The 24,477-nt window shown below is 54.2% G+C and carries 20 protein-coding genes; 9 read left to right on the top strand and 11 right to left on the bottom strand.

Going from position 1 to position 24,477, the window contains the following annotated elements:
* Positions 1-41 precede the first annotated feature (41 nt).
* The 4 genes from ORG26_RS05415 to ORG26_RS05400 form a co-directional block, all read right to left on the bottom strand.
* A complete protein-coding gene (locus ORG26_RS05415; protein WP_266367510.1) occupies positions 42-1,121 on the bottom strand; it encodes an efflux RND transporter periplasmic adaptor subunit in 1,080 nt (359 codons plus the stop codon).
* Positions 1,122-1,389: 268 nt separating this feature from the next.
* Positions 1,390-1,851 carry a hypothetical protein gene (locus tag ORG26_RS05410; RefSeq protein WP_266367509.1) on the bottom strand — a complete coding sequence of 154 codons (462 nt, stop codon included), beginning with the start codon at positions 1,849-1,851 and terminating at the stop codon, positions 1,390-1,392.
* 385 nt (positions 1,852-2,236) lie between these two features.
* Positions 2,237-3,628, bottom strand: coding sequence for a sensor histidine kinase (locus ORG26_RS05405; protein WP_266367508.1), 1,392 nt, complete (start codon positions 3,626-3,628; stop codon positions 2,237-2,239).
* 3 nt (positions 3,629-3,631) lie between these two features.
* Entirely contained in the window at positions 3,632-4,303 is a 672-nt protein-coding gene (locus tag ORG26_RS05400; RefSeq protein ID WP_266367507.1) for a response regulator, read from the bottom strand.
* A 183-nt stretch (positions 4,304-4,486) separates the two neighbouring features.
* Here ORG26_RS05400 and ORG26_RS05395 point away from each other — a divergent pair, with 183 nt between their 5' ends.
* The 3 genes from ORG26_RS05395 to ORG26_RS05385 all read left to right on the top strand — a co-directional run bounded on the left by ORG26_RS05395 (position 4,487) and on the right by ORG26_RS05385 (position 10,118).
* Positions 4,487-5,755: a TolC family protein gene (locus tag ORG26_RS05395; RefSeq protein ID WP_266367506.1), complete on the top strand. Its 1,269-nt coding sequence runs from the start codon at positions 4,487-4,489 to the stop codon at positions 5,753-5,755.
* Between the two features lie 84 nt (positions 5,756-5,839).
* Complete coding sequence (locus ORG26_RS05390; protein WP_266367505.1) at positions 5,840-6,937, top strand: efflux RND transporter periplasmic adaptor subunit; 1,098 nt, start codon at positions 5,840-5,842, stop codon at positions 6,935-6,937.
* Positions 6,938-6,992: 55 nt separating this feature from the next.
* Positions 6,993-10,118: an efflux RND transporter permease subunit gene (locus ORG26_RS05385; protein ID WP_266367504.1), complete on the top strand. Its 3,126-nt coding sequence runs from the start codon at positions 6,993-6,995 to the stop codon at positions 10,116-10,118.
* A gap of 113 nt (positions 10,119-10,231) precedes the next feature.
* On the opposite strand, the gene ORG26_RS05380 is transcribed toward ORG26_RS05385, so the two are convergent.
* Complete coding sequence (locus ORG26_RS05380; protein ID WP_266367503.1) at positions 10,232-10,789, bottom strand: hypothetical protein; 558 nt, start codon at positions 10,787-10,789, stop codon at positions 10,232-10,234.
* Positions 10,790-11,215: 426 nt separating this feature from the next.
* Between ORG26_RS05380 and ORG26_RS05375 the strand changes: the two genes are divergently transcribed.
* The 3 genes from ORG26_RS05375 (at position 11,216) to ORG26_RS05365 (ending at position 15,031) form a co-directional block, all read left to right on the top strand.
* On the top strand, positions 11,216-13,591 hold the full coding sequence (locus ORG26_RS05375) for a phosphatidylglycerol lysyltransferase domain-containing protein (RefSeq protein WP_266367502.1): 2,376 nt from the start codon (positions 11,216-11,218) through the stop codon (positions 13,589-13,591).
* A 13-nt stretch (positions 13,592-13,604) separates the two neighbouring features.
* The gene (locus ORG26_RS05370; protein WP_266367501.1) at positions 13,605-14,345 is read left to right on the top strand and encodes a hypothetical protein; all 741 of its coding nucleotides are present in this window, start codon (positions 13,605-13,607) and stop codon (positions 14,343-14,345) included.
* A gap of 101 nt (positions 14,346-14,446) precedes the next feature.
* A complete protein-coding gene (locus ORG26_RS05365; RefSeq protein WP_266367500.1) occupies positions 14,447-15,031 on the top strand; it encodes a DUF4136 domain-containing protein in 585 nt (194 codons plus the stop codon).
* 826 nt (positions 15,032-15,857) lie between these two features.
* Here the strand turns inward: ORG26_RS05365 and ORG26_RS05360 are convergent.
* Complete coding sequence (locus ORG26_RS05360; RefSeq protein ID WP_266367499.1) at positions 15,858-16,217, bottom strand: winged helix-turn-helix transcriptional regulator; 360 nt, start codon at positions 16,215-16,217, stop codon at positions 15,858-15,860.
* A gap of 128 nt (positions 16,218-16,345) precedes the next feature.
* On the opposite strand from ORG26_RS05360, the gene ORG26_RS05355 reads away from it, so the two are divergent.
* Positions 16,346-17,134, top strand: a complete 789-nt coding sequence (locus tag ORG26_RS05355; RefSeq protein WP_266367498.1) for an SDR family oxidoreductase — start codon at positions 16,346-16,348, stop codon at positions 17,132-17,134.
* A gap of 58 nt (positions 17,135-17,192) precedes the next feature.
* Positions 17,193-17,519, top strand: a complete 327-nt coding sequence (locus ORG26_RS05350; RefSeq protein WP_323134364.1) for a nuclear transport factor 2 family protein — start codon at positions 17,193-17,195, stop codon at positions 17,517-17,519.
* A gap of 503 nt (positions 17,520-18,022) precedes the next feature.
* Here ORG26_RS05350 and ORG26_RS05345 read toward each other — a convergent pair.
* The 3 genes from ORG26_RS05345 to ORG26_RS05335 all read right to left on the bottom strand — a co-directional run bounded on the left by ORG26_RS05345 (position 18,023) and on the right by ORG26_RS05335 (position 21,365).
* Positions 18,023-19,462, bottom strand: coding sequence for a family 43 glycosylhydrolase (locus tag ORG26_RS05345; RefSeq protein WP_323680747.1), 1,440 nt, complete (start codon positions 19,460-19,462; stop codon positions 18,023-18,025).
* A gap of 92 nt (positions 19,463-19,554) precedes the next feature.
* Complete coding sequence (locus ORG26_RS05340; RefSeq protein ID WP_266367496.1) at positions 19,555-20,319, bottom strand: acetylxylan esterase; 765 nt, start codon at positions 20,317-20,319, stop codon at positions 19,555-19,557.
* A gap of 650 nt (positions 20,320-20,969) precedes the next feature.
* Positions 20,970-21,365, bottom strand: coding sequence for a hypothetical protein (locus ORG26_RS05335; protein ID WP_266367495.1), 396 nt, complete (start codon positions 21,363-21,365; stop codon positions 20,970-20,972).
* A gap of 581 nt (positions 21,366-21,946) precedes the next feature.
* Here ORG26_RS05335 and ORG26_RS05330 point away from each other — a divergent pair.
* Complete coding sequence (locus tag ORG26_RS05330; protein WP_266367494.1) at positions 21,947-22,588, top strand: hypothetical protein; 642 nt, start codon at positions 21,947-21,949, stop codon at positions 22,586-22,588.
* A 420-nt stretch (positions 22,589-23,008) separates the two neighbouring features.
* Here ORG26_RS05330 and ORG26_RS05325 read toward each other — a convergent pair whose 3' ends face one another.
* Together ORG26_RS05325 and ORG26_RS05320 are read right to left on the bottom strand one after the other, a co-directional pair.
* Positions 23,009-23,401 (bottom strand): RidA family protein, encoded by a 393-nt coding sequence (locus ORG26_RS05325; RefSeq protein WP_266367493.1) that lies wholly within the window; start codon positions 23,399-23,401, stop codon positions 23,009-23,011.
* A gap of 84 nt (positions 23,402-23,485) precedes the next feature.
* Positions 23,486-24,466: a helix-turn-helix transcriptional regulator gene (locus tag ORG26_RS05320; RefSeq protein ID WP_266367492.1), complete on the bottom strand. Its 981-nt coding sequence runs from the start codon at positions 24,464-24,466 to the stop codon at positions 23,486-23,488.
* Positions 24,467-24,477 lie beyond the last annotated feature (11 nt).

The raw sequence follows: 24,477 nt of genomic DNA, 5'->3' as shown, positions 1-24,477 counted from the left end.
GATGGATTGGCACGGCACAGGCCGGCCGATGGACAGGTGTACTACTCGGCATATAGGCTCAGGTGCGCTATAACCGACTCGGGTTTCTGGAGGCTGAACTGAATCGTTTCGTTTTCTTTGACTTGCCGCAAACCTTCCAGCAGTATCCGGTCCGTTTTATTGAGTCCCGATTGTACCACGAAAATGTGGGGCATTTCGGCAGCGATCTTAATTTCCCGTGACTGAATCTTGTTGTTTTTATCCACTACGTAGACGTACTTTTTTTCCAGCACTTCGAAGGTGGCTTTCTGCGGAATTATGAGGGCGTTTTTAAGCGGTACGGTCATCTGGACGCTGCCCGTCTCGCCATGCCGCAAAAGTCCATCAGGATTGGGGAAGGTGGCCCGGAAAGCAATATTCCCAGTTTCATTGTTAAAGTCGGCTTCGATGGTTTCGACCAAACCGGGGTGTTCAAACAGCCGGTTGTTAGCCATCAGCAGGAGGACTTTTGCCAACTTTTTGGAGCCTGTAAGGTGATAATCCAGGTATTCTGCCTCCGGGACGTTGTAGTATACCCACATTTTGCTGTTATCCGAAAGCGTGGTCAGCAAATCGCCTTCATCGACCAGACTGCCCAGCCGCACCTGAAAGTGGTCCATGATTCCTGAGAAGGGAGCCCGGATTTGGGTAAATTGAAGATGGGTCTGCGCCAGGGCCAATTCCGCCTTGGCCTTGTCCAGTTTAGCCCCAGCCAGGGCCAGTTCGTTGCGGGACACCACGTTGCTGTCGGCCAGCTTTTTGGTGTTTTGGTACTCAATTCCGACGAAGTTGGCTTCGGCCTCCGCTTTTTGCTTTTCCGCCTGGTACATCATCGGCATAATCTGGAACATCAGTTGCCCCTTCTGGACATGCTGGCCTTCGTCCACGTAGATTTTCTGCAGATACCCCTTTTCCTGGGCCCGTAATTCGATATGCTGAACCGACCGGATCTGACACACATACTCTTTGATGATGGCGGTATCTTTTTCCAGGGGGGTAGTTACCAGAAATCGGGTGTGTTCTGCCTTTTCTTCCTTTTGCGTCTTACAGCCCGTCAGGTGCAGGACGGCCAGTAAACTCAGGAGCGCGAGAGTCCTCTTCATAAAAAACCGGGATGAGTTTGGTAAATGCGAAAAAGCAGGCTATCAACAGGCTAAACGAACGTACAGAAGTGCAGCCATGACAGTGCTTTATGTTCGCAAAAGTGTCCCCCGGGCATAAGAACGAAATGAGAGGAATGTTAAAAAGCCGGGAACTTCCCGGCTTTTTCTGTAGGAAATAGCTATTAAGGCTCAGAAATGAACATTTCGGGAACGCAACCCATGGGGCGACCGGGAGTAGAGTAAAGCAGACGCCGGTTTACGAACCGGATTAATTGGGACTGCACTGGTACTGCATGTCGACCGGCTGAAATTCGTCGAGCAGGAGGATCGGAATGTTTGTCAGAAGCCTGACCTGGCTGGTAAACTCGTCGGGGCTGATGAGGTCGCGCGGCCAGCCGGGGGTGGCGTTTAACAGGATATAATGTGCTTCAAACGTGCGGGCTACGGCAGCAACCATGCGATCGGCATGGCGGCTGATGCGGAGAAAAGCGGCGTTGGCCGGGGTCTGCATCAACTGCGCGGCCCGGTTAAGGTAGCGGTAGCCCTGCCGCTGAAGCTGGTCCATCACGTCGTCGTAATACGCCGAAGTGGGTGAAATGTCGCCGGGGTCGACCAGGAGTAACACGCCCACCTCCAGGGACGGACTCAGGCATAATTTAGAGCCAATGGTTACTAACTCGTTGGTGGACAACAAGGTGTCAATGACCAGCAAAAGACGAACTTTTTTCATAAGAGGGTCTGGCTTCGAGAGTTGTTAGGGTTTGTTCCAGCGAATGGATGAGGCTGTCCTGGCGAGCGCAACGTCTGCAGCAGCGTTCAAGACTGACCCGTAGACGTGTTTCCTGCAAATTAGCTTCGTCCGGGCGCACCGGACGAAGCATTGGCTGGCGGTTGTGCTCCGTTAATTGGTAAATATTCAGCAGAAGGGAACCTATCAGGATTAACAGCAAGCCGTAGGTAACCACCTCGCTTGTGTTTCTTGAAAGTGGGGGGCGCTCATCCTCGTTCTGCACTTTCCGGGATCGAATAAGCATAGCTTTACCCAGATGGGTGTTTTCTTATATCAAAAATCGCCCTGGCAGATGAGAATAGTATGAGAATTACATTAGAAAGTATCAGTCGACTGAGGCGGGTGTGTCGGCTTCGGCGGGCAGGGAGATGATTGCTACCGTCCCGATTCCGTCGCTGGGGCGGCGGTAACTGATTTGGCCGTGGTGAAGTGTAATAAGCTGAAAGGTAATGGCCAGGCCGAGCCCGAAGCCGGCCGTCTGCCCGACATTGCGGCCCCGGGCCAATGGTTCGAAAATATGAGGCAGGTCTTCGACCGGAATTCCGCGCCCCCGGTCCGAAACCTGCACCTCGAACCGGTTGGAATCGGTGGCCGCCGCCTGCATCCGGACATCCACCGCCTCTTCGGAATACTTGCAGGCATTTTCAATCACGTTGGCCAGGGCCGTCGTCAGCAGGGCTTCGTTGCCGATAACGACGGGGAACTCCTCGGTGTCTGCGAGTGTCATGGCGATCGTCCGGTCAGGATATTTCTGCTGAATCTGAGCCACGGCCGACATCAGGCATTCGTCGAGCCGGATGGGTTGCAGCACAATGGGCTCACTGCTGATCTTGGTCAGATTGAGCAGGCTGTTGGTGAGGCGGATAATCTTACGGATTTCTTCAATCGAGCTCTGCATGCTTCGCCGCAGTTCTTCCGGCTCTCGGTCGTAGGAGAGGGAGGTGTCGAGAATGCCCAGTACATTGGTAAGGGGAGTCCGGAGTTCGTGGGAGGCGTGGGCCACGAAGCTGCGCTGGCTGGTAAAAGACTGCTCCAGCTGCCTAAGCATGTCGTTGAACGTCATTGCCAGCCGGGCAATCTCGTCGCTGCGGTTTCCTTCGTGCAGGCGGGTATGCAGGCGGGCGTCCGAAATATGCCGGACCGACTCGGCCATTTCGGCCAGGGGGCGCAGCAGCCGCCCGGCGAAATACCACCCTGCCAGCAGGGTCAGCACCAGCCCGCCGAGATTCCCGATCAACAGGAGCATGAGCAGGTTGTACCGCTTGGCACGTCCGAGTTCGTCGATACCGGCCACAAAGATGGCGTAAGGCTGGCGGCTATGCATAACGACAATGCCGATCCCTTCCAGTTTACCGATTGCAAACCGAAGGGGCTTACCGGGTTTTTTGAGCAGTCGCGGCAAAAGTTTCTCTTCTGTGGCGTCCAGTTCGGCATTGTGATTGTCGTATAGCAGCTGGCGCTGCCGGTCGTAGATACTGATCTGCTCGTCGGTGAGGGTGATTAGGTCGCCCGCCGGAATCCGGGCGCTCAGGAGATGGGTTACGTCCTGACGGCCAATCAGCACCCTGCCGAAGACCCGCGCCTTGGCCTGAAGCTGTCCGTAAAACTCCTCCCAGCGATAAACCGAATAAAAAGCGTAGACAAAGCCAGACAGGGTTAGTTGAATGGCCAGTACCAGCCCGGTAAAAAGCAGCGTCAGTTTATTACGAATGAGCATAAGTCAGTCTTCCCGCAGGACATATCCCATACCGACGACAGTGTGGATCAGCTTTGGGGAAAAGTCACGGTCGATTTTTTTCCGAAGATAACCGACATACACATCGATGACATTGGTGTTGGTGTCAAAATTCACGTCCCAGACGTGCTCGGAGATGTCAATTCGGGAAACGATGCGACCCCGGTTGCGCATGAGGTGTTCGAGCAGGGCGTATTCACGGATGGTAAGGTCGATGCGTTTGCCCGAGCGGGTAACCTGCCGGGCATCGGGGTCCAGCGTCAGGTCCGCTACCTGCAGGAGCCGCTGGGCTTTGGGATGATGGCGGCGGGTCAGCGCCTGAATGCGCAGGAGCAGTTCTTTGAACTCAAACGGTTTGCACAGATAGTCGTCGGCTCCGCAACCAAAGCCTTCCGTTTTGTCACTGATCGCGTCCAGAGCCGTCAGCATCAGAATCGGAACTTCGTTGCTTTCCTGTCGGATGCGGCGACACAGTTCAAAACCATTCATATAAGGCAGGTTTACGTCCAGAATGACCAGATCATACGGTTGTTTCTGGAAAATGGCCCAGCCGGTTTGGCCATCGAAGGCCACTTCGGCTTCATGAGCTTCCGCCTTCAGTCCTTTCAGGATGAACGTGGCGAGTTTGGGGTCGTCTTCTACCAACAGCAATCGCATAGCCGAATCAGGTGTGAATAACTTGGGGTCAATTAGAACTCCGGGGCTTATAATATGATGAGAATCGGATTAAGTTTCCATTAAAAGATATTTTTATTGGCTTTAATACCGTTTTAATGTCTTCCTCAAATGGTTCTTAACCGGCTGAGCCAGTTTTGGGACATGAATCAAATTCATCGTTCCATGAATCGCACCGTGCTCATCTGCTGCCTGCTGCTGATTGCTGCCGTAAGCCGCGCCCAAACCGGGACTGACACCCTGCGTTTAACGCTGCCGCAGGCCGAGCAGCAGTTCATCCGCCAAAATCTGAACCTGCTGGCTACCCGGCTGGGAATCGATGAAAATCGAGCCTACGAAATGCAGGCCCGGCTGTTGCCAAACCCGACGGTGTACGTGGAGCAGATGCCTTACAATGCCCACACCCGTGAGTTTATGCCGGTGAAGCAGAGCAACTCCGAACAGGTGATTCAGGTACAGCAACTGATTCTGCTGGCCGGAAAACGGAACAAACAACTGGCACTGTCCGCCACACAGACCCGCATGGCGGCTGATCGCTTCGAAGACCTCGTCCGGACGCTGACTTTCCAGTTGCGCAGTACCTTCTACGATCTGTATTTCACCCAACAGGCACTGGGCGTTTATGAGCAGGAACTGGCCACGCTGCAACGGACCGTAGACCTTTACCAGCAACAATACAACAAAGGCAACGTCCCGCTCAAAGACCTGGCTCGCCTGAAAGCCTATCTCTTCAACCTGTCGACCGAACAGCAGCAGCAACTGGCCCGCATCGCCGACGATGGCGCTACGCTGGCCGTTTTGCTCAATACTCCGCCGAACGTCAGCATAAGCGCGGTCGTGGAGGCCGCTGCTCTCACGGCACAGAACCCGGCCAGCCTGCGGGCCGACACGCTTCTGGCGCGGGCGGAGGTCAACCGTCCCGACCTGCGGGCCGTCCGCGAGCAGACGACCTTCGAACGGCAGAACCTGGCCCTGCAAAAAGCGCTGGCTGTACCGGACCTCTCACTCCAGGGCACCTACGACCGCAATGCCGGCTATATTCCAAATTACGTGGGCGTCGGCATCGGGATTTCGCTGCCTCTGCTGAATCGGAACCAGGGCAATATCCGGGCGGCGGAGGTCCGCAACCAGAGCAGCCGTCAGGCCCTGAGCGCCTACCAGCTTCAGGTTGAGGCCGATGTCTGGAACGCCCTGACCAAAGCCCGGCAGGCCGATCAACTGTACCGGACGTTCGACCGCCGCTTCAACGACGATTTTGGCCGACTCATTCAGGGCGTTATCGAGAACTACCGCAAGCAAAACATCGACGTTGTGGAATTTCTCGACTTTTTCGACGCATACAAATCGAACCAGATCCAATATAACCAGCTGCAGAACAACCGTCTGCAACGCTTCGAGGAGCTGAACCTCGCCGTAGGGCAGCAGGTACTTTAATTGAAGCGGGAACTCTTCCCCGCTACGCGCTCATCCGCCTCGGTTCAACAGGCAACCCGTATTCACTTTAGTCAGATAGTAATCATGAAAACGATTTTTCACCAACTGGTTCTGATCGCCGGAACGGTCGGTATCCTGACCGCCTGCTCGTCGGAGGAACAGCAGAAACCCGATGCCGCCACAGACGCCTCCGTATTGGCGCCCGCCCAGTGGAAGCAACTGTCGGTTGCCAGCGCCCGGCTCGAGCCGGTGCAGCAGCAGATTCAGCTAACCGGTACGGTAACCTTCAATCAGGACAAAATGGTCAAGGTGTTTCCGCTCGTGGGCGGGCATATCGAAACCGTAAAAGCCGAGCTGGGCGATTATGTCCGGAAAGGGCAGGTTCTGGCCGTCATTCAGTCGGGCGACATTGCCGACCTCGACCAGCAGGCCGTTTCGGCCCGGAGCCAGCTGGCAGTGGCGCAAAAAAATCTTCAGGTCACCCAGGATATGGCCTCCTCGGGACTGGCTTCGCAGCGCGACCTGACTTCGGCCCAACAGCAGTTACAGGCGGCCAAAGGGGAAGTAAACCGGGTGGCCGAACGCAAACGGATTCTCGGCGGCGGCAACGGCTCGCAGTACGTGGTGAAAGCACCGATGGACGGCTTTATCGTAGAGAAAAAAGCGGCACCGGGCATGGAACTGCGCCCGGATGACCCCGACAACCTCTTTACAATCTCGAACCTCGACCAGATCTGGGTCATGGCAGACGTCTACGAATCGGACCTGGCCAACGTACACCTCGGCGACCCGGTGACGATCACGACGCTGGCTTATCCGGACAAACCCATCACCGGGCGGATCGACAAGATTTTCAACGTACTGGACCCCGACAGCAAAACCGAAAAGGTCCGCATTACGCTTTCAAACCCGGGTTACCAGCTCAAGCCGGATATGTTTGCCAACGTAACGGTCAGCTATCCAGGCCGGGAGCAGAGCGTTGCCGTTCCGAGCAACGCCCTGGTCTTCGACAACAGCCGGAATTACCTGGTGGTGGTCGGGCCGAACAAACAACTTCAGGTTCGGGAAGTGACCATCGAGCGCTCGGTGGGCGACAAAACCTACATCCGCAGTGGCCTTCGCCCGGGCGAAACCATTGTGTCCCAGAACCAACTGCTGGTTTACAATGGATTGAAGGACTGAGGGCCCCGGTTGCGCCTTTGCTCCCTTTGTTCGCATCCTCTTTCCTTCTTTCACTATGAACTCTTTCATAAAAAGCATCCTGACGTTCTCGCTGAAGAACCGGTTTGTGGTCTTTTTCCTGACACTCCTGGCAGTAACGGCTGGTTTCGTCAGCTACCAGAATACGCCGATCGAGGCGTTTCCGGACGTTACCAACACCCAGATTACGATCATTACGCAATGGCCCGGCCGGTCGGCCGAAGAGGTGGAAAAGTTCGTGACAATCCCCATCGAGATCGGCATGAACTCGGTGCAGAAGAAAACGGACGTCCGCTCAACGTCGCTGTTTGGCCTGTCGGTGGTGAAGATTCTGTTCGAGGACAACGTAGACGACGCCTTTGCCCGGCAGCAGGTCAACAACCTGCTCGGCAACGTCGAACTGCCTGAAGGAATCCGTCCGGATGTGCAGCCGCCATACGGCCCGACCGGCGAAATTTTTCGCTACACCCTCAGGTCGGCGGTCCGGACGGCCCGCGAGCTGAAAACCATTCAGGACTGGACCATCGAGCGGCAACTGAAGAGCGTGCCGGGGGTGGCCGATGTGGTCAGCTTCGGGGGAGAAGTAAAGACGTACGAAATCTCGGTGGACCCTCGCCGCCTGCTCGACTACGGCATCACGGCCCAGCAGCTCTATCAGGCCGTCGCCAGCGCCAACATGAACGTCGGAGGCGACGTCATTCAGAAAAGTGCGGAAGCGTACGTGGTACGCGGTATCGGGCTGCTGAAAAACCAGCAGGATATTGAGAACATTACCGTAAAAAATGCAAACGGCACACCTATTCTGGTACGGAACCTGGCGCGGGTTTCGGAATCGGCGCTGCCCCGGCTCGGGTCGGCTGGCCGCGACAAGCAGAATGATGTGCTTGAAGGCATCGTGGTGATGCGCAAAGGAGAAAACCCCAGCGAGGTAATTGAACGGGTAAAGGCAAAAATCGAGGAATTGAATACGAGCATCCTGCCCGCCGACGTCAAAATCGATACGTTCTATAACCGGGAAACACTCATCCACTTCGCCACGCACACGGTGACACACAACCTCATCGAAGGGCTGGTGTTTGTGACCGTCATCGTGTTTCTGTTCATGGCCGACTGGCGTACGACCCTCACCGTTTCCATTGTCATCCCGCTGGCGTTGCTGTTTGCATTTATCTGCCTGCGGCTGCGGGGCATGTCGGCGAATCTGCTGTCAATGGGGGCTATCGACTTCGGTATCATCGTGGACGGGGCCGTGGTCATGGTCGAAGGAATCTTTGTGACGCTCGACGAGATGGCGCACCGGGTCGGCATGACGAAGTTCAACCGCATCGCCAAACTGGGCGTGATCCGTAAGACGGGCGTCGAAATGGGCAAGGCCATTTTCTTCTCCAAACTGATCATCATCGTCTGTCTGATTCCTATCTTTTCCTTCCAGAAAGTGGAAGGCAAGATGTTTAGTCCGCTGGCCTGGACGCTTGGTTTTGCGCTGCTGGGGGCGCTGATCTTCACCCTGACACTGGTGCCGATGCTGTCGAGCCTGCTGCTGAAGAAGAACGTCCGCGAAAAGCACAACCCGTTCGTGGAGTTCCTGACTAACCGGGCCATGTCGGCCTTTCGCTTCACATTCAGCCACAAAAAGCTGAGCCTGCTCGTCACCACGGGGCTGGTGGTCGTGGGTTTCTCGGGTTTTACGCTGCTGGGGTCGGAATTTTTGCCCGAGCTGGACGAAGGCTCGATCTATGTCCGCGCCACTCTGCCCATGAGCATTGCTCTGCCCGAATCGGTGCGGCTGACCCAGCAGATGCGGACCATCTTTGAAGATTTTCCGGAAGTGAAAGGCGTTATCTCCCAGACCGGCCGCCCCAACGACGGCACCGATCCAACGGGCTTTTACAACGTTGAATTCCTGATTGATATTTACCCGAAAAACGAATGGAAGTCGGGAATAACCAAAGAAGAACTTATTGGAAAAATGCAGCAGCGGCTGGCCGTGTTTCCGGGTATCAACTTTGGATTTTCGCAGCCCATCATGGACAATGTGGAAGAAGCCGTGTCGGGCGTGAAAGGCTCGATTGCGGTCAAGATTTACGGCCGTGACCTCAGCATTCTGGAACAGAAAGCCCGCGAGGTACAGAAGCAGCTGGCGTCGGTGAAAGGCATTGAAGACCTGGGCGTGATTCGAAACATCGGCCAGCCCGAGCTGCGCATCGAACTCGACGATCAGCGGCTGGCTCGCTACGGTGTCGATAAGGCCGATGCCGAGTCGGTGGTCGAAATGGCCATCGGGGGAAAAGCCGCGACGCAGATCTACGAAGGGGAACGCAAATTTGACCTCCGCATCCGCTACGACCAGGCGTTCCGTTCGAACGAAGCCCGCATCCGGGACCTGATGGTGCCGACCCGCAACGGGGGCCAGGTTCCCATCAAGGAGATTGCCCGCGTATACACCCAGACCGGCCCGATCCTGATTTACCGGGAGGGAGGGCAGCGCTACGGCGCCGTTAAGTTCTCCGTCCGGGGCCGCGACATGGGCAGCGCCGTGGCGGAAGGGCAGGCCAAAGTAGCCAGCCACGTCAAGTTACCGGCCGGCTACAAATTCCAATGGGCCGGAGATTTCGAGAACCAGCGCCGGGCGACCGAACGGCTGATTCAGGTGGTGCCGCTGAGTCTGCTGGGTATCTTCTTCATCCTGTTCATGCTTTTCGGCGACGTACGGGATGCCGGGCTGGTGCTGGTCAATGTACCGTTTGCCATCATCGGCGGAATTGCCGCGCTGCTCGTTACGCACGTTAATTTCAGCATTTCGGCCGGTATTGGTTTTATCGCCCTGTTCGGCATCTGTATCCAGAACGGAGTCATCCTGATCTCGGTCTTCAAGAAAAACCTGAGGCACCACCTTCCGCTCCGGGAGGCCATCCGGCTGGGTGTGCAGTCGCGGGTGCGGCCCGTCGTCATGACGGCCATGATGGCGGCCATCGGGCTCATTCCGGCGGCGGTCTCGACGGGAATTGGCTCCGAAACGTCCAAACCACTCGCCATAGTCGTCATCGGCGGACTCATCACCGCCACCCTGCTGACGTTGTTCATTTTTCCGATCGTATTTTACAGCTTTTACCACCGCCGGTATCAGCAGCATCCGCAGGAAGAAGAACTGGTGGAGGCGTAGGAAGCGGTCTGCCAGCAGAGAGTCCGACCCGGAAAACGACAAAGTTCCGGGTTGGACTTTAACCAAAAAAGCGGCCCGTGGAGACACGGGCCGCTTTTTTGGGGCAACTTGTTTTAAAAGACCTGAAGAATCGCGATTTCGCCGGACTCTTCTTTAATCGTGGCGTGTTTGCGGGCTTTTCCTTTTTCGAGGCGGACCCGGTAGGCGGCGTTACGTTGTCCGTTGCGGTATTTAATGAGTTCGTGATCAGCGGCGATGGTCCAGTCGGGGTATTTATCGGCCAGCATCTGCCGGACGGGGGTGGGCAATTGCGTGTTTTTTATCCGTTCAGTAAACGAAATCAATTGACCACTCCGGTTATAAACGGCCTGAAACTGTTCGTTACGCCCTTTGGCACTTACTTCGTAAAAATCGGGCTGCGTGCCGTCCAGGTTGCCATTTTCGCGGGTGATGGCCCATTTGCGGTTGGCGAGCGTCCGGGGGAGGACAGCAAGCTGATCGATCTTTGAATCCGGAAAATCGCGTTTAATCGATTCAATGACCGACTTCGGTTCCTCGCCTTTCTTTACGACTTTAAGCGCTACAGTTTCTTCAACCAGCTGGGCCTGGGTCGGCGTGATGAAGGCCAGCAGCAAAGCGCCGGAGAGCAGGGGCAAAATGATCTTTTTCATGATAGTGAGATGATGTAAATGGTTGGATAAAAAGGGCTTGTCGTCCCATTGGCCCAAAAGTCAGGCTGCCGGATGAAAGCTGCGTGAGAACCAAATGAGAAAAGACTAAGGACCTGGTTAATTCGGTGGGTTGCATTTTTAATGTCGTTTTCAACTCCTTCTTAGGTGTCGGTTCCACCTTGCCGTCCATACCATCCTGCTCCGGTCATGAAGAAGTACGTTCGTTGTATCCTGCTGTTTTGCCCCAAAAAGGTGCTACATGCTTCTCTGGCGGGCCTCGTTTTCATTGTCCACTGCCGGGGAACTGCTGATGGCAACTTTTTAAGGCCTGTTCATTTCCGACTTTTTCTGAGCCCCTTAAATAGGTAGGTTAAGAAAGCACCGGTGAGTGTCAATCGGCCCCCATTCCCGAATCCGTAGAGTGTTATGAGAAAAATATCCCGCCCGTGGTTAAGCTCAGCACTGGCAGTCCTGATGTTGGCTCTGGGTCTGTTCTTTATCCGTTCAGAAGGTCCCGTCTTGAAACAGGCGCTGGTAGCGTTTGGTGAAGCTCCGCTGATACCAACGTTACTGGCCGCACTCGTAACGGGATTGTACGTATTGTTCAGTGCCCGGATGTATGTAGACGGCTTTGCGGCCACGGGCGCGCGGGTGCCGCTGGGCGAAGCGGTGCGGCTGTGGCTGCGGCGTAATTTTATCAGTGTTTTTCTGCCGGCAGGCGGGGTTTCATCCATGGCGTTTTTTAACCGTTCGCTGCGACGACATGGCCTGGACGACCGGCGTCTGTACCTGGGCTCCCTCGTTTACTTTCTGGCGGGTTACAGCTCGCTGCTGTTGATTACGGTTCCGGCGCTTTTGTTCGGAATGGGTACGTTGCTGAGCGGCTATGCGCTCCTGGGGCCAGTTGGCGCTTTTGTTCTGCTGCTGGCCGCGGGCGCAGGTTACGTGTGCTCGTTTCGTCGGAAGGGGTGGGCGTATACCAGGCTGGTCAGAAAATTCCCGCGGGCGGCTGCCCAACTGGAAGACCTGCGAACCCAGCCGCTCGACCGGCGGGCCATCGCACGGGCGGTGCTGGCTTCGGTTGGGGTTGAGCTCTGCGGGGTAGCGCATGTATGGCTGGCGGTACTGGCGATGCACGGCAGTAGTCTGTCGCTCTCCACCGCGTTTGTTGGTTATGTGACGGCCACCCTGTTACTGGCTTTCTCGCCCGCTTTGCGTGGGCTGGGTGCCGTGGAACTCAGTCTGACGCTGGTACTGACGCGGGTGGGGCAAGTACCGGAAACAGCGGCCGTTGCCGCCACCCTGTTTTACCGGATCTTCGAATTCTGGCTTCCTTTACTGCTGGGGCTGGGCAGCTTTTTCTGGCAGCGGACGAATCTGCTCCTGCGGGTAGCTCCTGCTTTCCTGACCCTCCTGCTGGGTCTCCTGAATTTGCTTTCCGCCCTGACGCCGGCGTTGACTTATCGTGTCCGACTGCTTAAAGAGTTTCTGCCGATTGATCTGCTCCAACTGTCGAACGGGCTGGTTATTGCGGCGGGCGGTCTGCTGGTCATCTTGTCGGTTGGACTACTGCGGGGCTACCGGTCCGCCTGGGTGAGTACTGTCGTGCTGGTGGGCTTATCGATGGTGGCTCACCTGACCAAGGCCATCGACTACGAAGAAGCGCTCTTTGCCGCGTTCGTTCTGCTAGTCTTATGGTATACCGGGGCGCAGTACCGGCTGGCGAGTCCGCCGGTCAAACGGCTGGTCCGGCTGCGGCCATCGGCCCTGCGCGTTCCACCCGATGAGGAGACGTATGGGACCGCCCGGCAGCTGACCGAACAGCACGGCCACTCGGCGCTTGACTATTTCAAGCTTTACGACGACAAGGAATTGTTTCTGTTGCCCGACCGCACTGGCTTCTTTGCCTATCGTCGTTCGGTACGGCTCGCGGTAGTGCTGGAGGGTCCGGTCCTGGCCCGGTACGACCGGTTCCCGGAGGCGCTGAAAATTTTCGAAACAGACTGCCGGATGCGGGGGCGGCAGGTGCTTTATTACCGGGTTGACGAACAGGATCTCCCTTTTTTTGAAGCCATCGGACGCAAACCGTTGCAGATTGGTCAGGAGGGAATTGTTCATCTGGATAAGTTTACGCTGGAGGGCCGCGACCGGAAGTCGCTTCGCAACGCCCTGAAGCGCGTGCAATCGGCAGGCTATCAGACGCATACCTACGAACCGCCGCTGTCGGGGAGGCTCGCACAACAGCTCAGGGCGGTATCCGACGAGTGGCTGAGGACCGAGGAATTGCGGGAGACGGCCTTTGCCCAGGGCGTTTTCAATGCAGGCGAAATCAAACACCAGCCGGTCGTGACCGTTGAAGACGAGGAAGGAAAAGTTGTCGCTTTTGCCAACATTATTCCCAACTTTGCGCCCGAAGAAGGAACTTATGACCTCATTCGGAAGACGGATGACGCCCCGAGCGGCGTGATGGATGCCCTGATGGTCGGTTTGATCACGTACCTGCAGAAGCAGGGAAAGCGGCGAATGAATCTTGGCCTTGCTCCGTTGTCGGGCCTCACCGAGCCCGGTGCCTTTCCCGAACAGGCCCTGAAACTCGTATATGACCGGACAACTGTATTCACCCATTTCAAAGGGTTACGTTTCTTCAAGGAGAAATTCGCTGACGAGTGGCAAACCAAATACCTGGTTTACGGCGACGATCTGGACCTCATGCAGGCGGCCGTTGCTATCCAGCGCGTCAGCCGGTACCTGCCGGGCGATACGCTCCGGCCGCCGCTTCGGGCTGAATCAACCGTTGTTTAACTGGCTTCCCGTCATGAGTCTGCCTGTTGTCTTTTTGTGGTTACGCCAGATGGCTTTCCGGGCAGCAGGGCTGGTCGGCGCTGGCTGGCTGGCGACGGGGGCGTGCGCTGCGCAGACCTTCGGACCGGCGTTTGACCTGCCCCGCCGGGATTCGCTGGGGCATCGCCCGCTTGAACTGAGTCTGAATACCGATTTCCGTAATTCATTCGTCGCCCGTCGTCCGGTTAACGTCTGGGGGGGCAATGCCGGTATCACGTATGGCGAAAAGCGGCACCAGATTACGCTGGGTTATTACTGGTTAAGTTACAACTCTTACCTGCGTTTCATCAATTGGCGCAGAGACGCCGCCAGACACCTCAATCTGGAGTATTACACCAAAACGGACATGGCCTACGGCAGCCTCATGTACTGGTGGAACCTGACCAATAACCGGCAGTGGATGCTCAGCGTGCCGCTGGAAATTGGTGCGGGCGTTGCCTCGGCCATTCCGGTTGATCCACGAACGGAGGTCGTGCGGGACGGCACCCGCCGCGACTTTTTTATGCCTCTCCAACTGGGTTTCTACGGCCAGTGGAAGGCCAGTCGCTGGGTAGGACTGAGCGCGCAGCTTGGGTATCGGGAAAGTATTTTTCAGACCAAGATCAAGAATCACTACGATGGCATCTATTACAGCTTCGGCACCGTTTTGTACCCTGAATTGCTGCGGGATGCCTGGCACGCGGTTACCGGAAAGAAACGGCCCGGTTCTTCTTAACACTTTCTCATCCGGCTTTCAAACGGTTTTCATCGGGCTGGTCTACCTTCATGGCGTAGGGTTTCGGCCCCAGTTGTTGTGCAATTAAACAGATTAAAGCCATGAAAAAGCTACTAATTCTGGTTATCGTGCTCCTGGCAGGAGCCGTTGGCCAGCGCGCACAAGCTCAGGTGAGCACCGATTACGACAAATCTGTAAACTTCAGCCAGTACAAAACCTACGCCTGGTGCACGCCGGATATCGAAGTTGGCCGCAATCCGGTATACAACAGTCCGTTGATTACCAGCAATATTGAAGCGACATTAAGCACTGAATTACAGAAACGGGGGCTAACCATGAATCCTGAGCAGCCCGATCTGCTGGTTGGGTTTCATACGTACACGGAAAAACGGACCCAGACCGTTGTCAATCCACCAGCCCCGCTGTATTATCCGTTTGGTTTCCGGGCAGGATGGCGCTACTTTCCGTATGGCTACGGCAACTGGCCCTACCAGTGGAACACGGGTTTTCAGCAGCGGCAGTATACTGAAGGAACGCTGGTGGTTGATTTCGTGGATGCCAAAAGCAAACAACTCGTATGGCGAGGCTTGATTGAGGGTGCCATCGACAATCCCACTCGCATCGAGCGTGAGATAACGCGCGGTGTACAGAAAATTATGAAAGAGTATCCGATAAAAGCGATATAAGTGAGGCTGAGTAGATCTGGCGGCAAATCAAAGCGGTTTGTCGCCAGTTTACTGGACCGTATGCTACCGAATATCGTTGTCAACTAGCTAAAAGTCAGGCTGATATTCTCAAAACTTCATTCTCAATAATTGCTGGTAGCTGTTGCAAAATTCACTTATGGTCTTTCTTGGAATAAAGTCCAGTTGGGCTTTGTATTTCATAATGGTTAAAATGCCATTTATTAAAGGCGGAAATATAAATTTTTTGATTCCCTTCTGGTTGTGCAACCGCAGCGGCGGACCGCAGCCACAGACGTTTTGTAAGATGAATTATCCCGGCCGATTTTGGCATTGTGCCAGTATGAAATTTATTCCACCCGTCAGGCGATCATTTAAGTTCTATGATCTACTAGGCAAGGTGATCCTCATTTGGCTCTATTTAAAAATTTTACTGCTTTCGGTAAACGTTAGCTTTGCAGCCAAAAGTATCCTTCCGTAGGATGTAGTGTTGTAAGATTCGATTGATTTTGAGTAGATTGACACGGACATTCATACCCATCTTGTTTGGCTTACAAACTCCTTGTCTACAACCTGTATGAGACCAATCCCTCCCACGATCGGTTGAGCCTGACAAGCCCTTTTTCTGGCCAACGCTACCTTCACTCCGAGCTAGGCCGATCACCAGAGGCCTAACCGGTATGCTAACCCGCCTCAAGCTGGGCTTCTTACTCACCTGCCTGCTAGCAGCCTCGACCGCCTTTGCTCAATCTAAACCAAACGGACGATTAGTGAGATGGATTTAGCGGACAGCTCACGTCCTCTCGGCCTTGTATTTATGGCGTAAATGCTAAGGCTGCATGTTCTTTACAATAAGCGTCCGAAGTCGCTCCTCATGCTGGTCACCCCACTGGCCAATCGCACCAATAACTGGAATGAGGGATTGGCCAAAGTCGGTTAGATAGTATTCAACTTTCGGCGGAAGTACCGGGTAAATCACCTTCGCCACCAACTCGTGATTTTCCAGTTCCTTCAACTGCACATTCAGTACCCGACGGGAGGCACCCGGAATTTTCCGTTGCAACTCACTGGGGCGTTGAAAGCCTTGGTGAATGAACCATAAAAGACGAATCTTCCATTTGCCGTACAGCACCTCACCGATTAGGTCGAGCCCGCAGGCCAGCTCAGGCATTGTCTTTCGTTCGTACATACGGCAAATATAACTACAGGCATCGACCGGTTCAATAGGGATAATTTTATCCCTATCTGAATCGTAAGTCCGTACTTGTCAGCTCCTACCGTACTGCCGAATTTTGTCTTAAACAAACGAGCTACAGAATGGACTTCAATTTTGAAAACGAACTGGCCGGTAAGATCGCGCTGGTAACGGGAGGCACCAAAGGAGCAGGCAAAGCCATCGCCGATCGCCTGTTGAAAGCAGGAGCAACCGTGATCATTACCGCTAGAAACAAGCCGGAAGAGCAAATCGATCGTCGCCATTTTATCGCGGCCGATCTGAGCAAACCGGAAGGTACTCAGCAGGTAGTCGACCAACTACTCCACCAGTTTGGCCATCTGGATATTCTGATCAATAATATGGGAAGTTCAGAAACGCCAGGGGGTGGGTTTGCCGTGCTGTCCGACAACGATTGGGAATCAACGATTCAAACCAATCTGTTGGCTGCCGTGCGGCTGGATCGCGGTTTTTTACCCAGCATGGTCCAACGCGGTGCAGGCGTGATTATCCACATTGCCTCCATCCAGGGGCGGCATCCTTTATATGACGCAACACTTCCCTATGCGGCCGCTAAGGCTGGACTGATCAATTACAGCAAGGGGTTATCCAAAGAGGTTACTGCCAAAGGTGTGCGGGTACTGACCGTTTCCCCAGGATGGATCAATACGGAGAATACCATAAAATTTTTGGAACGAATCGCCCAGAGTTCAAATAGTTCTGTTGAGCAAGCACGACAAAGCGTTATGGATGCTTTGGGTGGCATACCGGCCGGTCGACCGGCAGAGCCAGAAGAAGTCGCGGAACTTGTCGGGTTCCTTGCTTCGCCGCGAGCTAACTATCTGAGCGGTTCAGAATTCGTTATTGACGGAGGAACAATTCCAACGATTTAAAAATGAATAACCACCCGTTCAACTAAACAACCATCATTAATCAAACCCAAAAGACACAATGATGAAATTACCTTCCAATATCGAAGGCTTTGTAAAAGCACAGAACGAGCGAGACAGCACCGCATTTACGCATTATTTTACGGCCAACGCCACCGTTTCCGATGAAGGACATTCCTATTCGGGCCGGGCCGAAATTGGGAAATGGATACAGCAGGCGACGGAAGCGTATCAGATGCAGACGAAACCGATTGATTATCAGCAAACGGGTGCATCGGCCATACTAACCGTAGAAGTAACGGGAACGTTTCCGGGAAGCCCGGCGGTGATGCAGTACCACTTTGAACTGGAAGATTCCTTAATCAGTTCGTTACGCTTCACCGGATAAACGTCCAACGCATGGGATTTGCAGGATAAACCTCTATAAATGCTTATCTGGATTTATCCTGCAAACCCATTAGCGGATCAAGCCTAAACGAGTCAACATGATCATTAACCACCGACTTTCCCTCTTCATATCTGCTTGGTTAATCCTGCTTTTTTCATCGGCAGGGCGGGCCCAGAAGCTCGGTAGCATACCTATGTCTTAGCCCCCTGTTAGTTGGACATTTTTACTGAAATGGCGGCCATCGTGACAGAGTGGAAATAAGATTCTTGTTGATTAGGTGTGCGATACCCTAATATCGAATGTTTTCGTCGGCGGTTGTACCGCAGCGGCGGTCGCCAACCCTCAATATACTCGAAGGGGGCCAACCGCGCTACAGTTCACCGCGCGGTCTTGTCTACCTGGGTACTGGAGTTTCATTCCCGAATGTTCCTGAAAAATGTCTCCAGTCAAATGTAGTAAGTCCAGGTATAAATGAATTAGGCATTTGGGTTAAAATGATACCCCTAATGAGCCCTAAAATTCCATTTGGAATTATCGCTGTTGAAATCAAACTCGGCCAGGGTGGGTGTGCTGTCGCCGGACGATACCAGCACCAGCTTCTTGCCTGAATTGGGCACTACCTTGGGCATGATTCGGTAGGTGCCGTCGGTCAGTTGGTCGATGCGCCACAACTGTTCGGGAGCGCCGGTAAAAGCCGGTACGGTGATGACTTCGGCATTGGCCGTGGCCGCCAAAGCCCGGTTGGTTCCGGCCAGGACAATTTTATAATAAGGGCCACCTAAATACCCGGTGGTATCGGGCGCATCGGTAATGGTCCATTGTTGGTGGGGGCGAGACATGTAGTCGCCGATACGTAAGGCGATATTCCCGGTCGGCCAGGTTTTCTGGACATCGGCTAATTGCTGAGCCGGAACGGGCTTTATGGGCTCGTTGTTGGGCTGACCAAAACCCCGTACAACCGGCATCCGGGTAAAATCAACGGCCAACTCCAGGGCGTAGCCTCTGCGGACGGATTCAATCTCATACGTACCTTCCTTGAACTTCTCGCCCGCCACGGGCCAGCCATCTTTCCAGACCACCGGCAATATGCCCAACACGCTGCGGCCACCCTGCTTCAGATCGGCTTCGTAGTGGAGCGACATTTTTTCGACGCCTTTTTCCAGCATAATATGCCCAAAATGGCCGGGACCGATTAACCCGCCCCGCGTAGCCACCACCATTTTGCCACCGCCTTCTAACATGCTTCGGCCGACATTGTCGAGGTAGGGACCCGTTATCTTTTTAGACCGACCCACCACGACGTTGTAGGTCGAGTTGGCTCCATCGCAGCAACTGCCGTGTGTGGCCAGCAGGTAATACCAACCGTCGCGGTAGACGAGCGTGCTCGCTTCGCAGACAATAGCTACATCCACGGGCTTGTTACCAGCCTTGAGTTTTCCGGTTTTGGGGTCTAGTTCGATCAGGCGGGTGTAGCCGAAATAAGTGCCGTAGGTAAGCCAAAGACGTCCGGTGGTAGGGTCGAGCATCAGGCCGGGATCAATGGCGTCGTTCTCCTCGTAGCCATCCGATGTAGCCACGACCACCGGCTCCGAATACTTGAAATCGGGCGACTTCGGGTCGAGAGTCTTGTTCCACATGGTCAGAATCGCCCCTTTGTGGGTAGGCGAACCACCCGTTGCGCCATATACGACGAGGTAGCGATCCCCAATTTTGAGGACATCCGGCGCAGCTCCGCCACCGGGCCGAACCCCGCCACCGTACCAGGTCCAGCCGTCGTGGGAAATCAGGCCGCCACCACCCGTGCCGAAGGTGTAATACTTGCCTTCGCACTCAGCCACGGTAGAGGGGTCATGGATAAACGGCCGTCCGACTTGTGCCCGTAGGGTTTGGGTTATCAATAAGGTGAATAGGGTTATAAGGCAGGGTAGGTTTATTCGTTTCATGGAGTTAGCGAAAGAGAGAATAAGCGATTGAGTGAAAGAGTAAATGGGCGAGTATGCTAAAATCGTTGCCGAATGCGGCCCGCGCTCTTGGCTCACTCGTAGCTTATACTCAGGTTTTTGACGGGTGATCCTGTTTCATCCAGGAAACGGACGCAGAAATTAGCCATACCCGGTCCGTTGATGACGGCCCCCCGGATGATGTTCCTGCCCTTTTTGAGCGTCAAGCGGGAGGAGGTGACATTGTCGGCAATCATATCCCGGTCGCCGGAAAGCAGCATGGCTTCCTGACCATTGAGCCACCACATACTGCCGGAATTGCACCCGGCCGCCATCCTGACGTTCTGGATTTCTTCGGGACTATCGATGACCGTGACGAGCCAAACCAGGATGCCATATCTGGGCTTGTTGAGGGCGTAGGTAAAGTGGTAAAGATTGACGTTGAAGGTCTTGCTGTCCAGGGCATACCATTTCAGTTCCTGGTTACCCACCTTTACCGTTTCACCATCTTTGGGCACGGCGGTGTAATCGGTCGAAAAGTTATCGGCAGAAAACGCGGTTCTGAGGTAGTTGTCCGTGAAGATGTTATTGCGGACAATGTCTTTCTTGACGGGTTCCAGCACCAGCCACCGTTGAATGAACCCTTTGGCATCCGGTGTTTTCGGGGCGGTAGAGGCGGGTATGAAGTGTTTGGTGAGTGTATGGGTGGTATCGCTTTTGAGCGGGATGGGCGGGAGCGGTGGGCGTTGTCCCGGACCTGGACCCGGCCCTTGTGCCAAGGCGGCAAAGCCCCCTACTTGTAATGCGGATAAAACGACAAAAGCCACAACCGGGCACAGGGGTTTGCGTTTTCTATTCATTGCAGACTTTTTCGGTAAGGAGTAGTTTTTTCTTAAGTAAGCGAAGTTTAGACAAACCTAATCCTACTCAACAAGGCTACCAAAATGGAGCAGGTTGGGGTGTTTTGACCGTTTGGTGGGGGTGGGAACAGGAATTACAACGGGCACGTTTCACGGCTTGGCGTTCGGGCCCGTTTCGGAGCACCAAACGGTCAATCTACACTGAGCCTGACACGAAGCACGAAACTCTAAGTTCGCACCTCACCCGCGCCTGAGGCAAAACCCGTGTTATGGGCTAATTTTGTTTCAACTATTTCATTTCAAACGTGTAAGTTGTCATCATAATACCCTCTGCTCCTCCTTTTGCCGTCGAAATTAATCTATACCCTTTCGATTTAATCGAATTTAACTTTTCATTTAGGAGAACAAGATTCTCAAAATAGCCAATGTCCATCGGAGCTAATGGTGTGTGGTTATCTTTTTAATAAATACTCGCCTGGTCACTCAAACCCTTGCTAATGGGGCTTTTTCCCCCAAATTTCCATGGCTCGGGCCACCCCGTTGAGTCCAGGCAAGTAAGAAAGGATGGGTCCTGACCGCGGTGACGGACCACGCCACGCATAGAGCTGTTACTCTAACGATCTAGACTTTGGCTCTTCAAGCTCACCCACTTAAGCCACAATCCGGTCGGTTTGCCGAAAAAGAATGCCTGACCAAACCACCAGCACAAGCGACAGTAAAACTTGCCCCCACCCAGTGGCTTTTTCAACGCCGTTCAAAACGGCCAGTGTGTGGACGGCCATAAGGCCCAGATTGGACAACAAAACCAACAGCAGCATTACTTTACCTCCTAAGGAGGAGGTACCCGCATCGCGCACATACCAGCACACTACGGCATATGCGATTAAGTGCGTACCGTAACTTTGAGCTACCACCTTAAACCCGGCATTGAGCATAGAAGGGTTGGTCAGGTATTGCTCAGCCATAAACGCAGGAAAAAAAATAAGTCCCAGCCCGAAGAGCGTAACAATGACGGCTACGAATGTAAATAGATTTTTGGCATTCATGGTATGGTAAGTTTAGGTGTTCTCACTACGGTATAAGATCGCCCGGCAAAGGGGCGGGTTGGCGGCGGCCGTTTGTTATGTCGCTCAGAATTGGGCCACAACATTCCAGGCACGCCCCAATGTGCGTAGGGCTGCAGAAAACGGATGGGTTCAACTGCCAGACTGAACGCATCTTGTTTTTTAGAGCCTATGCCAGGAAGGGGTGTTGTAGGCAAATTGCACACACAAAAATGCTTGCGCGAAAGCTGATGGGGCAGGGAAGCTAGCCAGAATTACTGTTGAAAGAAAGGTAGTCGAAAGGCTCAACAACCGCAAGTAACTAATAGCTCAGTTTATTATCCTTAGTAGCCTTTCGGAACGGCTGTCGCAAATAACACACTTGTTCCGAGACTAGCTGCCTTGCCGGCCGGGCGCTTGACGAGAGCAACTTTTAGGAGGCCGGTGTGCCAGAAAAACGATCGTTTTAATGATACACTATCCGGCTGAAGACTTACCCGCTTATCAAAGCAGGCGGTGCCGGGACGGGAACGGGATTGAGGTCAAAAGATTCCGGATAAGAGCCTGAACATTGGGACCGAGATATGCTTATCTTAGCTTTACTTTGCTCTGCGATGGATGTTGACTTTCCCCCACTTACCGCCCTGGACCTATTGGAGTTACTGCTTTTGCAGCAGGCCTGCACCCCCCGGATCGACCAATGGGGGCTAGACGAGGGGAATCCGTACCCGCCCGAAATAAGGCGGCTACAGCAACTCGTTGCCCTTAGCGACCTGTTTGTGCCGGAACTTGCCCACCTGGAACTGCCCCAAAAAGCGGAAGCCCTGCTGGAAGGATGTTTTCTGTTGAATCGAGACCCGCAACACTATAGCGCCCTGCTAGGGCAGATGCAGGAACGTATCGCCGGTGAAACGGCTCTATATAAGTGCTCATCTTCAATGGAGTTGCATTATCTCCAACTGACTTTCACTCGTACGCTGCGCTTCAAGCGACTGGCCGGGCAACTTCTGTCATTTAACAGCGGCCTGCTGGAAGCTAACTTTTACTTGTATCATTCCTACCTGCTGACGAAGGCGGTCAGCCAGGCGGTCGATACGGCCGAAATTGACGAGTTCCTGAGGGCAGTTATCGATCCGCGGGGGCAGGCATTCTCCGAAGCCGAATTGGTAGCGAAACATGGCTATCCAGTGGCAGATCTTACCGAAGATGACCTGGACTTCTGGTAGGCAGGTTGGGTTCGGCACTTCCTCGTTCCTCATCCAAAGAATAATGGTCCCAGGAGCAGGAAACTGAAATATCTTAACAAAGTCAAAGGTTGCTTTCTACATAGATTAGGAGAAGTGGTCTCTTCTGACTTACAAAACCTCTGGCTTTTTAAATACGCCGTCTCAAAAAAGGAGGGTCATTTGAGTCAGGGCTATAATATTGTATTGTCCTAAAAAAGTGACCTATGAAGGATCAGTTTATTGATTTAAAATCTCCAGCGTACTTTTGCAAATCCAATGACAGCCTTATGTCATAGGGGTAAGGAACCAGAAAAATTTCGCGTACGCTGGTCTACTTCGCTCAGCATATTTTATCCCAGGAACGGGCCAATAAGACGAAGGGCCGGACGAATCCGGCCCTTCGTCTTATTGGCCAGCGAATTACTTAACGACGGTCGCTTCGAGTTCAACGGTTGCCGTCTGGTAGAGCCCTTTCACCTCCACCAGCGTAGTGGCCTGTTTGAGGCCATGCCTGGCGGTAAAGCCCTGGTAGAGATCCACACAGGTGGTAAAAAACTCGGCCGTTGAGGTGGTAAATACATTCAGGCGGACAATATTTTTGCATTCGTAGCCAGCCTCGCTGATGAGTTGTTCCACATTCTGAAGAGTCTGTATAAACTGGGTTCTCATGTCGCCCTGGCTGAGCTGCCCAAGGGCATCGATGGCTACCTGCCCCGAGCAGTAGAGCGTCCCCTCCACCTGCCTGACCTCCACGGCTTGCGCCGAATTGGTGTACTCTCCCCACTTCCAGGGATCGATTGTTCGTTTTTCCATTGTCCTCTTTGTTTGCGGTTAGGTCAATAAGGCGATTGCTCATTGAACCACACAAAGGTCGTAGCCCCCACTGACAGCCTTATGTCATACCCTGGTGACGGGTGCAAAAAATTCATACGCCCGCCTGGCCAGTCGGCCCAGCTCCTGTTGCAACTCGGCGGGCTCGAACACCGTAACGGCCCCTGCATAGGGGAGCAGCCAGGCCGCCAGGTAAGGCATCGATCCGATAAAAAAAGTCATCGCTACCTGGCCGTCCGGCAGTAGATGCTCGTACGCCCAGCCATACTGGTGTTTGGTATCGTGCAGCCGCTGAGCCGATTCGGCCAGCACCGCTGCCGGCTGAAAGTGAATAACGACTTTTTCACGCCCCCGCCGGACAGCCTCCTGTGCCCAGTAGTGGGCCAGGGTCTCCGACCGGGCCGGAAAGGCTTCAGCCTGGATGGACAAGTCCTGGATGCGATCGAGGCGAAAATTACGGAACGCTTGCCGCATGCGGCAAAAGCCTACCAGGTGCCAGTGCTGGCTTAGGTATAAACCGATGGGCTCCACATCCCGTGTGGTAACCTCCGTGGAAACGGCTGCCCGGTAGCTGAGCCGGACGACACGTTGCCCGGTGATGGCGGTGACTAACTGCTGGTAGGCATTCTGGCGGCTGTGGGATTCTCCCGGTGCTACGACCTGAATGTGGGGAGCGAACGTTTCCAGGTGATCGCGGTCGGTGCGTCGTAGGGCCGCGCGCACCTTGTCCATGGCCGAGCCCGTAAGTTGGGCCGTATCGGTATCGGTTAGTCCAATTGCCAGCTTTTCGGCCGTGAGTAGGGCCATAGCTTCCTGGCGGGTAAACATAATAGGAGGTAGCCGATAGCCTTCCACGAGGGTATACCCTTTACCCTCCTGAGTCACGAGGGGCACCCCCGCCTGTTCGAGGGTTCGGATGTCTCGGTAAATGGTGCGGGTACTGACCGAAAAGCGCTGGGCTAACTCGGTGGCTGACAGGAGTCGTTTGGTTTGTAAGAGGGTCAGCAGGGTGACCAGTCGGGTAAGGCGGTTTGTTTCGTGATCCATGCTGGATTGGC

Source organism: Tellurirhabdus rosea (genome assembly GCF_026278345.1).
In the GTDB taxonomy this organism is placed as follows: Bacteria; Bacteroidota; Bacteroidia; order Cytophagales; family Spirosomataceae; genus Tellurirhabdus; species Tellurirhabdus rosea.
Note: the sequence above shows the minus strand (reverse complement) of the source record. Positions and strands in the feature narration are given on the sequence as shown.